Here is a 14,519-nt window from a genome sequence, read left to right as displayed (position 1 = left end):
ATTTCGTACTGCGGGTGATACGCGGCCAGCGAGGCTGCGCTTAGAGCTGCAAGGATGCTTGGCGTGCTGCCGGCATCCTTGCTGTATTTTGCCCACTAGCGATCTCGGGCTTTGTTTCGTCACGCTATTAATGATATATTCGTAATGTAGCGTTTTGCACGGTGTTAGCGTGAATGCCGGGAATTTCGAGATGGAGATGGAAACGATGAAGAGAAAAGCGGTAGTCGTGTTCAGCGGCGGCCAGGATAGTACGACCTGTTTATTTTGGGCCCAGCAGCAGTTCGATGAAGTAGAGGCAGTGACGTTTAACTACGGGCAGCGGCATAAGCTGGAGCTGGAATGCGCCGCCGATATTGCCCGCGATCTGGGCGTCAAGCATCATGTGCTGGACATGTCCCTATTGAATCAGCTTGCGCCCAATGCGCTGACGCGCGACGATATCGCCATTGAAGCTGAAGAGGGCAAGCTGCCCACGACGTTCGTCGATGGCCGTAATTTATTGTTTTTGTCGTTTGCGGCTGTTCTGGCCAAGCAAGTGGGAGCGAAGCATGTGGTCACCGGGGTGTGCGAGACGGATTTCAGCGGCTATCCGGATTGCCGAGATGTGTTTATCAAATCGTTGAACGTTACGCTCAATTTGGCGATGGATTATCAGTTCGTGATCGATACGCCGCTCATGTGGCTGGATAAATCGCAAACCTGGGAGCTGGCCGACCAGTTGGGGGCTTTTGAATACGTTCGGACCCGTACGTTGACTTGTTATAACGGCATCATGGCCGATGGCTGCGGCGAATGTCCGGCTTGCCGGCTGCGCGCTAACGGTTTGCACCAATATTTGAGCCGAAAAGGGGTTGTGGAAGCATGATTCAGCAAATCTATCCGTCCGTTTCACATGCTTACAGCTATGAGCTGAATAAGGATTTGCAATTTGCGGCGGCGCACTATGTGCCAAGCGAGGCTGCGGGTAAATGCCAGCGGGTGCACGGGCACACGTATTTTGCCAATATTACGGTAGCGGGCGACGAGTTGGATGAATGCGGGTTTCTGGTTAACTTTTCGTTGATCAAAAAGCTGGTTCACGATCGGTTCGATCACACGCTGCTTAACGACGATAATGAGAGCTTTGACAGCAGCGACCCGAATCGCTTTCCGACGACAGAGGTCGTTGCGCGGACGATTGCCGAAATCGTCCAGAAGCAGCTTGATACGCAGCCGAATCGACCGACCTGCGTGCAGGTCTTTTTACGGGAGACGCCTACGAGTTATGTGGTGTACCGGCCCAAAGCGGCAAAGGAGTAAGCTGTTGGCCTGCTCGGCTTGAGTCCAGCGGTTTGCTTATAGGGATGATAGCGAAGAGGAAAAAAGCAGCGCTTGCCGGGCGGCGGTCCGACAGGCGCTTGTTTTTTAAAGGAAGCCCTAAGCGTTGATGCGACGTTCGATCGGGCAGGCGTGCCGGCGGGCGTGCAGGATTTTGCGGGATGAACCGCGAATACGATAAAGGTTATTTTCCAGTTTCGGCCAATAGCCGGTTAAGGTGAGCATACGATTTTACCAAATAAATAGAGGTGGTTACGCGCATGTCGAATTTTGATCAGATTCCTTTTGCTGCCGAATTTGCAGAAAATCCGGAGCCGCGTTGTCCGTGCATTTTGCTGCTGGATACGTCGTATTCGATGAATGGCAATCCGATTCAAGAGCTGAATAGCGGCTTGGCGAGCTTCAAGGAGGAGCTGATGTCCGATGCAATGGCGCTCAAGCGTGTGGAGCTGGCGATTGTCAGCTTTGGTCCGGTGAAGGTGCAGACGGAATTTCAGACGGCCGATATGTTCGTGCCTCCGCTGCTGCAAGCCAGCGGCAATACGCCGATGGGCGAAGCGGTGGAGCGCGCGGTCGATTTGCTGAAGGCGCGCAAGGAAATGTACAAAAACAACGGCGTGTCGTACTATCGGCCGTGGATTTTCCTGATTACCGACGGCGCACCGACAGACAGCTGGAGCCGGGCGGCGACGCTGGTGCGACAAGGCGAAGAGACGAAGTCGTTTATGTTTTTTGCTGTCGGGGTGGAGGGGGCGGATATGGGCGTGCTCAAATCGCTGGCGACGCGCGATCCGTTGAAGCTGAAGGGTCTGCGGTTCCGTGATTTGTTCTCGTGGCTGTCCAATTCGCTGCGCTCGGTATCGCAGTCGAATCCGGGCGATCAGGTGCAGCTGCAAAATCCGGCGGCCCCGGACGGCTGGGGGACGATCGGATGACTTCCCCACGCTGGCGGTATGCGTATGGCTCGGTCAAGGGGACGTCCCATGAGCGGGACGGCAAGCCGTGTCAGGACCATTCGGCCTGTGCGCTGCTGACCGACGGAGCGGGGCGCGACGTGCTCGTGGCTGTTGCTTCGGACGGAGCGGGCAGCGCGGCTTGCTCGGAAGCAGGCTCGGCGCTGGTGTGCGCGATGTTTGTGGAAGCGATCCGGTCGTTTTTGAGCGAGGAAGGCGAGATAGGGGGCCTGTCGGACGACTTTTTCCGAGCATGGATCGGACAGGTCCAAGAGGCGCTGCGCCTGATGGCCGATGCTGCGGGCGTCGCGGTTCGCGAATACGCTTGTACGTTTCTGGCTGCTGTCGTTGGCGAGGAGCATGCCGCGTTTGCGCAAATCGGCGACGGGGCAATTGTCGTCGGCTCGACGGAGGAACCGGACACCTACAGCTGGGAGTTCTGGCCGCAGCAGGGCGAATATGAGAATACGACGTATTTCATTACAGAGTCGAAGGCCGCGGACAAGCTGCAGATCAGCTTGCGTGCCGGAGGCGGGGGCGACGAGGTCGCGCTGTTTTCCGACGGCTTGCAGCGGTTGGCGCTGCATTATCAAAGCCAGAGCGCGCACAGCCCGTTTTTCCGGCCGTTTTTCGCGGCGCTGCGCGAGGAAACGGAGCTGCCTTGTTCGGACAAATATACGCGTTCGCTGATAGCATTCCTGAATTCGCGGCAGGTCAACGAGCGGACGGATGACGATAAAACCTTGATTGTCGCCACTCGCCGGCCTGCGGCTCGCACGGCTTTGTCATGAGCGCCCCGACGATGCGGACAATCACCAGCGTCATTGACAGCAAGGGCAAGCTTGTGCAGCTTGGGCGCGAGCTGGGACGGGGCGGCGAAGGCAGCGTTTATGAAGTGGGGGCTGGAGGCGGCCGCACGGTGGCGAAGATCTACCACCAAACCCCGGACCCGCTCAAGCAAAAAAAGATCGCGACGATGGTCGGCCTGCGCACCGAGGCGTTGCTGCGCTTTGCGACTTGGCCGCTGGAGGAGCTGCGGCACCCGGTCACGCGCGATATCGTCGGATTCCTGATGCCGCGGCTCGTCGGCAAGGAAATCCACAAGCTGTACGGCCCCAAAACGCGCCTGCGCGAATTTCCCGCCGCCTCATATCCGTTTTTGGTGCATACGGCGGCGAATTTGGCGCGCGCATTTGCAGCCGTACACGAAAGCGGACACCGGATCGGCGACGTCAATCACGGCAATTTCTATGTTAGCTCGCAAGCGACAGTGATGCTGGTCGATTGCGACAGCTTCCAGATTGCCGCCAAGCGCAGCCAATTCCGCTGCGAGGTGGGCGTGCCGATGTATCAGCCGCCGGAGCTGCAGGAAATCCGCTCGTTCCGCGACGTGATACGCACAGAAAATCACGATAATTTTGGCTTGGCGGTGTTCATTTTCCTGCTGCTGTTCATGGGACGGCACCCGTTCTCGGGACGGTTCGCCGGCAGCGGCGACATGCCGATCGAGCGGGCGATTAAGGAATGCCGCTTTGTCTACGGCAGCGCCGCCGCTTCGCTGCAGATGCAGCCGCCGCCCGCCACGTTGCCGCTGTCGACGGTGCCTGCGTCCGTGGCCGCTTTGTTCGAGCGTGCCTTCTCGCGGCAGAGCGCAGCGAAAGGGCAGCGTCCGCAGGCCCGCGAATGGGTGCAGGCGCTCGATGCGCTGGCCGGCCGCTTGAGCCGCTGCCCGCAGAAGGAGGGGCACCGCTTTGCCGATCATCTGCAGGCGTGCCCGTGGTGCGAGCTCGAGCGCAAATTCCGGCTCGTGCTGTTCCCGTCTGCGCCTGCAGCCGCACCTGCGCCAGCTTCGGCGGCAGCGCCGTCCGCGCAAGCATCCAGCTTCAACCTGGCCGCGGTCTGGGCGCAGGTGCTGGCGATTCCCGCGCCAGGAACCGCCCCCGAGCTGCCGGCTGCCGGGTACCTGGTGCTGCCGCCGTCCGCGCAGGTGTTCGGCCAGCTCAAGCGGACGCGGTACTTGAAGCTGCTGGCGCTGCTCCCGGCGCTGCTTGGCATTGGCGCGGTCACGCTTTTTCCCGCCGGCTGGCTGCCGATCGGTTTGGTCACGCTGATTGCGGCTTGCGGCGTCTATTATTACTTCCATTTCCGGCTCAAGCTTGCCTTGCTCAAGACGCGCAGGCAGGCCCGCGCCAAATGGGAGACGCTACGCCAGCGCTGGTCGAAGGATGGCGGCGCCGAGCCGTTCGCCAACAAGCTCAAGCAGCTGGAGGCCTGCCGCGAGGAGCATCAGCGCTTTGCCGGCTTCCGCCGCGACCGGATTCGCGAGCTTGAACAGCAGCAGCAACAGCGCCAGCTTCTGATGTACTTGCAGCCGATCCGCATTGAAGACGCCAAAATCGACGGCATCGGCCAAAGCCGCAAAGCGACGCTCGCCTCCTACGGCATCGAAACGGCCGCTGACGTGATGGAGAGCGCGTTGCGCCAAGTGCCGGGCTTTGGCCCCTCGTCGACGAAAAAGCTGCTCGCCTGGCGTCAGTCGCTCGAAGCGGGCTTCCGCGCCCCTGCTGCGCAAAGCGTACCGCCTGCCGAATTGGCGGCGCTGGAGCGCGAGCTGGCCGCTCGGCTGAGACAGCTGGAGCAGGAGCTTGCCGACGGTCCGGGCGTGCTGCGCCGGCTGGCGCAGCAGGTGCGGGACGCCCGCGGCGCGCTGCGGCTGGAAGCCGACGACTGCATTCGCACGCTGGCTCAGGTTGAAGCCGACTTGAAGGCGTTATAGCGCTATGCGCGGGCAGTTGGGCCCGCCGGAGCGCATCGCCGCTGCGCGAGCTCAGCCGTATTTCGCCGTGTGCAGCCGATGGCAGCACAGTCTGCCATACGCCGGTCGCGGCGCCGATACCGAGCCAAGCAGTCGCGGTGCGCGTTCATCGCGCACATCCGGCGAAGCTTCGCTGTATGCCTGCCCGGCATGCAAATCAGCCTGCATCCCTTCACAACTTCAGACGGCCCCGGCATACGGGGTTTTTTTGGCATGAAAAAAGCAGGAACCGATATACAAGCTGTAGAACAATTGCATATTATTAGCAGGTTGATCTCTTTTTTGCAGGCTCGGGTTGAACATCGCAGAAAGTGGGAAAGAGGGTGGGGGCGTAATATGTGTTGATCAGCGCGGGCAGCGTCTGTAATTTTGAAAGCGCTACCGCAATGGCTTTTTTCTATATCCCACGCAAGAAATTTCGATTGACGCCGCTGTGCCGTCGACAGATTGACGGATGCGGAGCTTGTTGCCGCCTTCAACATCGCACAAGGGAGATGTCGACTTATGAACCTGACCATCCGCACCAAGCTGACGGCATGCTTTGTCGTCTTGATTGTTTTATTGGCCGCCGTATCCGCCGTCACCTACATCAACCTGAACGGAATATCCAACAAATCGCAGGAGGTCGCCGAGGTCTGGATCGTCGGCATTCTGAAGCTGAATGAAATTAAAGAAAACACCGTGAATATTCACAGCGCTCATTTGAGTCTGCTGGCCGATGGAACGAGCGCGGATACGGAAAAGCAAATTGCCGCTATTTCCGGCGATGTGGCCGAGATGCAAAGCGATCTGCAAGCCTACGAGAAGACCATTATTTCGCAAGAAGACCGCGATCTGTTTGCCGGCTTTACCGCCATCTGGAACGAATACGCTGCGATGCTTCCGGCGATCACGAAAGCTGCCGATGCGGGCCAAACAGATACCGCCAAGCGTCTGATTCGCGAGCTGGACCCGCAATATGAGAAGCTGTCCGGGCAGATCGGCGCGATTCTCAGCCTGAACGACCGCGGGGCGTCCGAGGCGACGAAGCAATCGGAGAGCTTGGCTAAGGTCAGCCGGACCACCGTGCTCGTGGTCAGCCTTGCAGCGCTGCTTGTTGCCGTGGTGCTGTTCGCGGTCATTCATCGCATTATCGCCGATTTGCGCCGTATGGTCGTGAATGTTACGCAAAACGCGCATTCGCTTGCGGCCAGCTCCGAGGAAATTTCTGTCAGCGCCAACGAAGTCGCCTCCGGCAGCATGCAGCAGGCCGAATCGACGGTGTTTACTGCGGAAATGGTTAAGGAGATGACGAAAGCCGTTCAATCGGTGGCGCAAAATTCCGGGCACGCCTCCGAGCTGTCCGACGACGCGGTGAAAATGGCTGCGATTGGTGAAAAAGCGCTGCACGAAGCAATGGAAGGGATGCAGACGATCAGCGATAAAATCAATGAGCTGGCCGGCAAGTCGGCGCAAATTGGCGAAATCATCGACGTGATCGACGATATTGCCGATCAGACGAATCTGCTGGCGCTCAACGCCGCAATTGAAGCGGCGCGCGCCGGAGACGCTGGCAAGGGCTTCGCCGTCGTCGCCGACGAGGTGCGCAAGCTGGCCGAGCGCAGCGGCAAAGCGACCAAGGAAATCGGGCAGCTGATCAAAACGATTCAGCACAATACGCAGCAGTCGGTGGAAGCCGTGCATACCGGCAACGACAAAGCCGAGCATGCCGGACTGGCATTCAATGAAATTACGCAAGCGATCAGAGCTTCTTCAGCCCGTATTTCGGAAATCGCCGCCGCTTGCGAGGAATTGTCCGCCCAGTCTACCGACATTCAAAATTCGGTGCAGACGATTTCCAGCCTCACCCAGCAGGCCTCTGCAGCGATGGAGGAGACGGCTTCGGCTTCGGGCGATATCGCCAAAATGGCCGAAAGCTTGAGCGGGGCCATTGCCAATATCCATGTATAACAAGCCGCTCCCTTTTTGAACACAATTGGAACATGGCTGTTACGCCTACATCCTGCTTTGGACCTGAGCCGATTCGCGGCCGGGTCTTTTTTTTTCGGATCAGGCTCCTGATTGCCGCTATAACAAGGAGATTGATGGGATTTTACCCATTTGCGGAGCTCTACCTGAAAAATATACAAAAAAGAACACAAAAACAGACAAGTTGCTCGGTGCAATACCCAAAAAGTTGACTGCATGAACCGCGAAACTCCAAAAAGTAGTATAAAAATAAACAACATTATCTGAAAAACCGTGCCTAACAATTCCGGTCAGGCTCACATACAATTGGTTATGGTAAGACGACGACCTTGTAATCAAAGGAAAATCAAAAAGGAGGGCACGGTGGAAACATGGCAAGCAGGTGCAAGCATCAAACGCATCTGTCAGCTTTGACGAACACAATGGCAAAAGAGGATGTGTGTGTCGCCCGTCCTAAGGTCTTGGCTTAACATGGCGCTCCGGTAGTGAGCGAGGTGCGGAGAGCTGCAGACGCTAGCGGCGATATCGGGAAGACTTATTTTGGAAGCGCTTTCACAAAAGTCGAACGCCCACAGATTTTTGCAATGCCATGTTAGTCTTGCGCTGGTTCAGCGCCTATTGTTCAGGATATAGGAGGATATTCATGAAAACGTGGAAACATCAAATCAGTTTGCTGTTAGCAGTTTTTTTGCTCCATTCTTCGTTGTTCGGTTTGACTGTATGGGCTAGCGACAGCCAGCCTTCCGCTCCCGCCGCTTATTGGAATAGCGCCAAACCCGTGGAGGAGCGCGTAGCGGATTTGCTTTCGAGAATGACGCTGGAGGAGAAGGTCGGACAGCTGGTGCAAGCCGAACGCGCTTCGGTAACGCCTGAGGAGGTGCAGCAGTATTTCCTCGGCTCCGTGTTTAGCGGGGGCGGATCGTTCCCGAACGGCAAGCAAGCGGACAGCACGCAGGGGAAATGGGCGTCGCTCGTTGACTCTTATCAGTCCGGCGCTTTGTCAACCCGCTTGGGCATTCCGATCCTGTACGGCGTTGACGCCATTCATGGTCACAACAACCTGGTCGGCGCAACGTTATTTCCGCACAACATCGGATTAGGTGCATCGCGCGACACGGCACTGGTCGAGCAAATCGGTCAAGCGACGGCCCAAGAAATCAGAGCGGCGGGAACGAACTGGGCATTCAGTCCGACGATTGCCGATCCGCAAAATGCGATGTGGGGCCGTACCTACGAGGGCTTCAGCGACAATCAGCAATTGGTTGGCGAAATGGGCGAAGCGCTCGTTAAGGGGCTGCAGGGCGAGACGCGCGGACAGTTGAAAAACGGAGATCGCGTCGTGGCCACAGCCAAGCATTTTTTTGGCGAAGGGATGACGGAAAACGGGCTCAACCAAGGCAATGTAACGGGCATGTCCGAAAGCGACATTGTTGAGCTGGATCTGCCGATGTATCGGGCAGCGGTGGAAGCCGGCGTCCGCACGGTGATGGCTTCCTACAACAGCATTCAAGGAATCAAGATGCATGCCAACAAGCGCATGCTGACTGATGTGCTGAAGGGAACGGGCGAAGGGCAGCTCGGTTTCACGGGCTTTGTGGTCTCCGACTACAATGCCGTGCAGCAAATTACGAAGGACTGGAACAACAATCCGGTAAGCGGCTTGAAGGATCAGCTTCGCGTAGCGATCAACGCCGGCGTCGATATGCTGATGATGACGTCGGACTGGAAAGCGTCCATTACGAATTTGAAGGATTTGGTAAATAACGGCGACATTCCGATGGAGCGCTTGAACGATGCGGTCACGCGGATCCTTCGCGTCAAATTTGAAGCCGGTGTTTTCGAGCATCCGATGACGGACAGCAGTCTTGCGTCGGCATTCGGTTCCACCGAGCATCGCGAGCTGGCGCGCAAGGCGGTCAGCGAGTCGCTGGTGCTTTTGAAGAACGATACCGTCAACGGTCAGCCGATCATGTCGCAATTGTCGGGCGCGGGCATGAACCGCATCTTCGTGGCAGGCAAAAGCGCCGATGACATCGGTCTGCAGGCCGGCGGCTGGTCGATCACCTGGCAGGGGGCCAAAGGTCCTACCACGACGGGAACAACGCTCCTTCAAGGCATCAGGAATGTCGTCGGCAGCAGTAAAACCGTCACGTACAACAAGCACGGCCGGGGAGCGGCGGGCAACGATGTCGCGATCGTATTCATCGGCGAAACGCCTTATGCCGAAACGAACGGGGATAACCTGAACAAGCTGAAGCTGGACGCAGAGGATCTGGCCACGCTGGATAATGTGAAAGCTTCCGGCGTTCCGACGATTGTCGTGCTCGTGTCCGGCCGTCCGTTGATGATTGCGGATCGGTTGAATGACTGGGCAGGGCTGGTCGAAGCCTGGCTGCCGGGTACAGAAGGTCAAGGGGTTGCCGATGTGCTGTTCGGAAACCGCGATTTCACCGGAAAGCTGCCGATTCGCTGGCCATTTTATACCGAAGCCTACACCAATCCGGAGCTGGGCCAATCCAATCTGGAGGAACAATATATTCTGTTCAACTACGGGTACGGTTTGACCAAAGCCGAAGAAACGCCGACGCTGCCGGCGATGCCCGATAAGCCGGGGCCGGTGGACCCTTATGTCAAAGTTGAAGCAGAGAGCTACACGAACAAATCGGACGGATTAAAATCGGAAAGCTCGTCTGATGCGGGCGGCGGTCTCGATATGGGATATACAAGCACGGGCGCTTGGCTGGAATATATGATTGATGTTCCCGTTACGGGCACCTACGATGTAGACGTTCGTTATGCGGGCGGCGATTCCAGCATCACCGACTCGGGCATTCAGTTTTTCAATGCCGGCGGTTCGCAAATCGGCGAGCTCAGCGGGATCGGCAACACCGGCGGCTGGCAAACCTGGAAAACAGCCACAGCCCACAATATCGCTTTAACGGCCGGCGTGCAAAAAATCAAGCTGCAATTCATCAAAGGCGGTTTGAATTTCAACTGGTTCGGCTCCACAGGCTTTTCTCCTGTTCCTCCGCAAAGCGGCAATAACGGCGGGGCCGATATCCTTCCGCAGCCAGCGGTTGAGGGTGGCGAAGCGGCTGTAGAAAGCTGGGTGTCGAGCGAGCGCAACAGCCAGAGCATGCAGTGGTATTATGCGCCGCAATGGCAGGCCGGAGATGGTGCCAGACAGCTTACGCAGCAAAGCAGTCTCGATCTTACAGCCATTGGCAACGACCCGGATGCCACGACCATCGCGATCAACCCGGGCAAGAAATATCAGAGCATCATGGGGATGGGTTCATCGCTGGAAGAGTCGACAATCTTCAATTTGACTAAAATGTCGGACAGCAAGCAGCAGGAGCTGCTGACCCGCTTGGCCAGTCCTGACAACGGCATTGGCATCAGCATGACGCGTGTCACCATCGGCACCGCCGATTTTACAGCGAGAAAGTTCTACAGCTACGACGACATGCCCGCCGGTCAAACCGACCCGGAGCTGCAGCATTTTTCGATCCAAAATGATATCGATTTCGGTATTATTCCCACTTTACAAAAGCTGGTGGCCATCCATCCGGACATGAAGTTTTTTGCTTCTCCGTGGAGCCCTCCCGGCTGGATGAAGACAACGGACAGCATGATCAAAGGCGAGGTTAAAGACGAATACTTGCCAATTCTGGCCAAGTATTACGTCAAATTTATTCAAGCCTACCAAGCGCAAGGCATTCACATTTCGGCCATGACGCTACAAAACGAGCCGCTGTTGGAAATTGAATATCCAAGCACCAAAATGTCCTGGCAGCAGGAAGCCAAGCTGGCGACCTTGCTGCATCAAGAGCTTGAAAACGCCGGACTGGATGTCAAGCTGTGGATTTTTGACCACAATTTCAATGACACGATGAACTATCCGGCTCCGCTTTTGGCCGACGCGGCCAATCGGGCGGCTGTCGACGGTACGGCCTTCCATGATTACAGCGGCGATCCTTCGATGATGTCGCAATTGCACGACCTGTATCCGGACGAAAATATTTATTTGACCGAACGCGCAGTTTGGGGAACCGCGGGCGCTGACCGGATGGCGCAATATTTCCGCAACTGGGCCAAGAGCTACAACTCCTGGGTGACGATGCTCGACAGCGACATTTCGACCCATCAATGGGTAGGAACGCCTGATCCGACAATGATCATTCAGGATTCCGGCCACCCGGACGAATACTGGTTGACGCCGGAATATTACATGCTGGGCAACTACTCGAAATTCGTCAAACCGGACTATATCCGCATTGACAGCGATTACGGCTCCAAGGAGCATGTTACCAACGTGTCCTTCATGAGCCCGGATGAAAAAACGATCGTCTCGATCGTGGTCAATCAAACCGATACGGCGCAAAAATTTAAAATGGTCAGCGACGGCACGCAAATAGCCGCGGAAATTCCGGCCAAGTCCGTGGTCACTTACAAATGGGACCGGATTGTATTGGCGACCGAAGAACCGCTGACGCTTACTGTTACGCCAAATTCCCTGCCCTACAATGTCCATCAGCAAGAGCTGAACCTGACGGTAACGGGGCTGACCTATGGTGCGGCGTTGGGGGCGATCAGCCTGAATCCGGAAGCGGCCGGTATGGGCATATCGCTTGGCGACATCACCTATGAGAACGCTGCGCAGGCCAACGTACAATTGCTGTGGGATTCGTCCAAAGCTTATTATGTGAACGCACCGTTGACGGTGACCGCAGCGACTTATTCGGAAACAGGCGCCGGCCAGACGCTGTCGGCCAAGGTCATGCTGACAGGCACCGACCACAAGCCTGCAGGAACGGACATCGGCAGCTCGCTCACGGCCAATGACTACAATCGCTTGCAGGGAGTCGCCATTACCGATGCCGATACTGCGGGAGCCAAGCTTACGGGCTTCAACGTCGGCGATTGGGCCGATTTCCAAATGAGCGTGCCGGCGACCGGCAAATACGCAGTCACGTTAAGTGTAAACTCTCCGAATGGCGGCGGGTTCCTGCTGCAAAATGAAAACGGCGAAACGCTGGGTTCCTATACGATTCCGAATTTATACGGTTCGACTGGCTGGATGGGAGCCAGACTATCCGTGCAACTGCCGCAAGGTACACACACGCTTCGCGTATTGGGAAGCAGCGGCAGCTTTGATCTGCAGCGTATCGCGTTTGAGCCGGTCGCAGCAGCAAACGTCGGAGACGGAGCGGTGAAGATCGAAGCTGAGCAATATACAGCTGCCGGCCAGCAAGTGATTCAGTACGATTCCAATTTCACCAATCTGGGTTACACAGCGGGTGGATCGACATTCGATTATTTGGTGAATGTGGCGCAACCGGGGTACTACAAGGTACAGCTGCATTACGCAACTCCCCAAGGCGGCGTCAGCGCGTCGGTGCTTGCCGACGGTGCGGCCAAAGGCTCTGTGGCGCTGCCATCCACAGGCGGATGGGGCAATTATCAGAACGCTTCCGTTGGCGTTACGCTGAACGCAGGCATGCAGACGCTGCGCATAGTCGACAATGGAGACGGATTTAACTTCGACTATTTGACGATAGAGCCAAGCGTACCGGAAGTCGTCAAGCAAAAAGCGCCAGCGCCTGTCATCACTGCCAATGCGCAATTTGCCACCTTGACCACTCCTGTGCAGGGGGCAGCTATTCACTATACGACAGACGGCTCCTTGCCGACGGCCGACAGCCCGGTATATACGGCGCCGATCAGCTTGGCAGGCGTGCAGGTTATTCGGGCCATAACGAGCAAGGACGATATGCAGACCAGCTTTGTGGCGTTCTTGTCTGCATCTGTCACCTATGTGCCGGTGGCGGGAATCTCCATTAGCCCTGGCGAATTGACGCTGGCTGCCGGAGCCTCGCATCTGCTCAAGGTGACCCTGCAGCCGGAATATGTAAGCAATGATGCCGTGACCTGGGTTTCCAGCAATACCGCGATTGCTACGGTGAACAGCGTGGGCAAAGTAACCGCGATCAAGCCGGGCCAAGCGACAATGACAGCGACAACCGTCGATGGAGGCAAGCAAGCGACTGCTGTCGTAACGGTCATCAGAAACACGGGAGGCAGTCAGACAGGCGGACAGCCTGCCGGTACGCCGGCTACGAAGGCAACAACAGGTCCGGGTAAAGTGCAGCTGCAACCGGCAAGCGACGTCAACGGCCTGGCCCAAGTCAAGGTCCAAGCAGATGACATCCAGGCTGCATTGGCAGCAGCGACAGAGCACAAGCTTTCATTTGTCGTCGCACCAGCTGCAGGAACGAAGCAGGTCAAGCTCGACATCCCGGTGCAAGCGATTTTGACGGACAACCGCATTCAATCTATTGAGCTGAATACCGGCTTGACAACGGTCACCTTCAGCCCTCAATTGATCAGCAAGTTTGGCGGAGCCTCGGCCTCAGCACTCCAGTTGTCTGTGCAATCTGTTGACCCGTCCGAGCTTCCTGAGAGCATTCGCGAACGGATGGAAGGCGGCACCGTGTACAATTTCGATTTAAGCGTTGACGGCACCGCCATCAGCAGCTTTGGCGACAGTCTGGTGCAAGTGGGCATTCCCTATACGCTTCGCGCCGGGGAACACGCCAACAACGTGATCATTTACTACATCAGCGAGACGGGACAACTGGAAATTGTGAAAAACGGTTTGTACAATCCGGTAACCGGCGATGTCGAATTCAAGCCGAAGCATTTCAGCCAATATGCGGCTGCTTATGCCAAGGCGTCATTTACGGACACCTTTGTAACCGCATGGGCGGAAGCGAGCATTAACGCGCTGGCTGCCAGAGGCGCCGTTCAAGGAACGGGCAACGGCTTGTTCGACCCGACCGGACAGGTGACCCGGGCGCAATTTATTCAAATGCTGATCGAAACCTTCGATCTTGCCGACGCTTCGGCTACATCGACCTTTGCCGATGTTCCGCAAGGTCAGTGGTATACGCGGGCCATTGCAAGCGCGCAAAAGCTCGGCATCGTCAACGGCAAGGATGACGGCCGATTCGGCGTGAACGACCCGATCACCCGCGAAGACATGGCTGTCATGATCTATCGGATCAGCCAGCAGCTGCACCTGACGCTGACGGCAGAGGGCGGATCAGCTTCCTTTGCAGATCAAGCTCAGATTGCCGCTTACGCGCAAACAGCTGTGGGCGCAATGAAAGCAGCGGGCATTGTGGACGGTATGGACAATGGCAGCTTTGCTCCGAAAGAGCACGCCTCCAGAGCGCAAGCCGCAACGATGATCTTCAGACTTTTTGCGCAATCGTCAAACGTGGGCTTGTAGGGAAAAACTTCATTTTGTAACACAATTGGAATATTCTTGTTACCTGCTTATCACATTCGTCAGGTATGATGTGTAGTAAGACCCCCTTTTTCATATACTCTTTGGACCCTGTGCCGATTCGCGGCCGGGTCCTTTTTTTATCCGCGGGTTGTGTCCGGTGTCGATGCACGGA

At 56.8% G+C, this 14,519-nt stretch carries 8 protein-coding genes; 7 read left to right on the top strand and 1 reads right to left on the bottom strand.

From position 1 onward, the window contains the following. Nucleotides 1–196: 196 nt before the first annotated feature. From queC to B5M42_RS12840, 5 genes are all read left to right on the top strand, one after another. Nucleotides 197–865 (top strand): 7-cyano-7-deazaguanine synthase QueC, encoded by a 669-nt coding sequence (gene queC, locus B5M42_RS12860; RefSeq protein WP_407946122.1) that lies wholly within the window; start codon nucleotides 197–199, stop codon nucleotides 863–865. Next, on the top strand, nucleotides 862–1,299 hold the full coding sequence (locus tag B5M42_RS12855) for a 6-pyruvoyl trahydropterin synthase family protein (protein ID WP_134751128.1): 438 nt from the start codon (nucleotides 862–864) through the stop codon (nucleotides 1,297–1,299). The genes queC and B5M42_RS12855 overlap by 4 nt, the downstream gene beginning before the upstream one ends. 278 nt (nucleotides 1,300–1,577) lie before the next feature. After that, nucleotides 1,578–2,252 carry a vWA domain-containing protein gene (locus tag B5M42_RS12850; RefSeq protein WP_134751130.1) on the top strand — a complete coding sequence of 225 codons (675 nt, stop codon included), beginning with the start codon at nucleotides 1,578–1,580 and terminating at the stop codon, nucleotides 2,250–2,252. Beyond that, nucleotides 2,249–3,061, top strand: a complete 813-nt coding sequence (locus tag B5M42_RS12845) for a PP2C family serine/threonine-protein phosphatase (RefSeq protein ID WP_134751132.1) — start codon at nucleotides 2,249–2,251, stop codon at nucleotides 3,059–3,061. The genes B5M42_RS12850 and B5M42_RS12845 overlap by 4 nt, the downstream gene beginning before the upstream one ends. An 11-nt stretch (nucleotides 3,062–3,072) precedes the next feature. After that, nucleotides 3,073–5,046, top strand: a complete 1,974-nt coding sequence (locus B5M42_RS12840) for a hypothetical protein (protein WP_134751134.1) — start codon at nucleotides 3,073–3,075, stop codon at nucleotides 5,044–5,046. A 51-nt stretch (nucleotides 5,047–5,097) separates the two neighbouring features. Here the strand turns inward: B5M42_RS12840 and B5M42_RS12835 are convergent, their stop codons facing one another. Then, the gene (locus B5M42_RS12835) at nucleotides 5,098–5,253 is read right to left on the bottom strand and encodes a hypothetical protein (RefSeq protein ID WP_167689717.1); all 156 of its coding nucleotides are present in this window, start codon (nucleotides 5,251–5,253) and stop codon (nucleotides 5,098–5,100) included. Nucleotides 5,254–5,589: 336 nt separating this feature from the next. On the opposite strand from B5M42_RS12835, the gene B5M42_RS12830 reads away from it, so the two are divergent. Together B5M42_RS12830 and B5M42_RS12825 are read left to right on the top strand one after the other, a co-directional pair. After that, nucleotides 5,590–7,035, top strand: a complete 1,446-nt coding sequence (locus B5M42_RS12830; RefSeq protein ID WP_134751136.1) for a HAMP domain-containing methyl-accepting chemotaxis protein — start codon at nucleotides 5,590–5,592, stop codon at nucleotides 7,033–7,035. Between the two features lie 661 nt (nucleotides 7,036–7,696). Beyond that, complete coding sequence (locus tag B5M42_RS12825; protein ID WP_134751138.1) at nucleotides 7,697–14,347, top strand: glycoside hydrolase family 3 N-terminal domain-containing protein; 6,651 nt, start codon at nucleotides 7,697–7,699, stop codon at nucleotides 14,345–14,347. Nucleotides 14,348–14,519: the final 172 nt, after the last annotated feature.

This window comes from Paenibacillus athensensis, from assembly GCF_004514475.2.
Classification (GTDB): domain Bacteria; phylum Bacillota; class Bacilli; order Paenibacillales; family NBRC-103111; genus Paenibacillus_AL; species Paenibacillus_AL athensensis.
Note: the sequence above shows the minus strand (reverse complement) of the source record. Positions and strands in the feature narration are given on the sequence as shown.

Excerpts from the sequence above, each read along its gene's own strand:
- B5M42_RS12855 (WP_134751128.1), top strand. The coding sequence starts at position 862 with ATGATTCAGCAAATCTATCCGTCCGTTTCACATGCTTACAGCTATGAG.
- B5M42_RS12840 (WP_134751134.1), top strand. The coding sequence starts at position 3,073 with ATGCGGACAATCACCAGCGTCATTGACAGCAAGGGCAAGCTTGTGCAG.
- queC (WP_407946122.1), top strand. The coding sequence starts at position 197 with ATGGAAACGATGAAGAGAAAAGCGGTAGTCGTGTTCAGCGGCGGCCAG.
- B5M42_RS12830 (WP_134751136.1), top strand. The coding sequence starts at position 5,590 with ATGAACCTGACCATCCGCACCAAGCTGACGGCATGCTTTGTCGTCTTG.
- B5M42_RS12825 (WP_134751138.1), top strand. The coding sequence starts at position 7,697 with ATGAAAACGTGGAAACATCAAATCAGTTTGCTGTTAGCAGTTTTTTTG.
- B5M42_RS12850 (WP_134751130.1), top strand. The coding sequence starts at position 1,578 with ATGTCGAATTTTGATCAGATTCCTTTTGCTGCCGAATTTGCAGAAAAT.
- B5M42_RS12845 (WP_134751132.1), top strand. The coding sequence starts at position 2,249 with ATGACTTCCCCACGCTGGCGGTATGCGTATGGCTCGGTCAAGGGGACG.
- B5M42_RS12835 (WP_167689717.1), bottom strand. The coding sequence starts at position 5,253 with ATGCAGGCTGATTTGCATGCCGGGCAGGCATACAGCGAAGCTTCGCCG.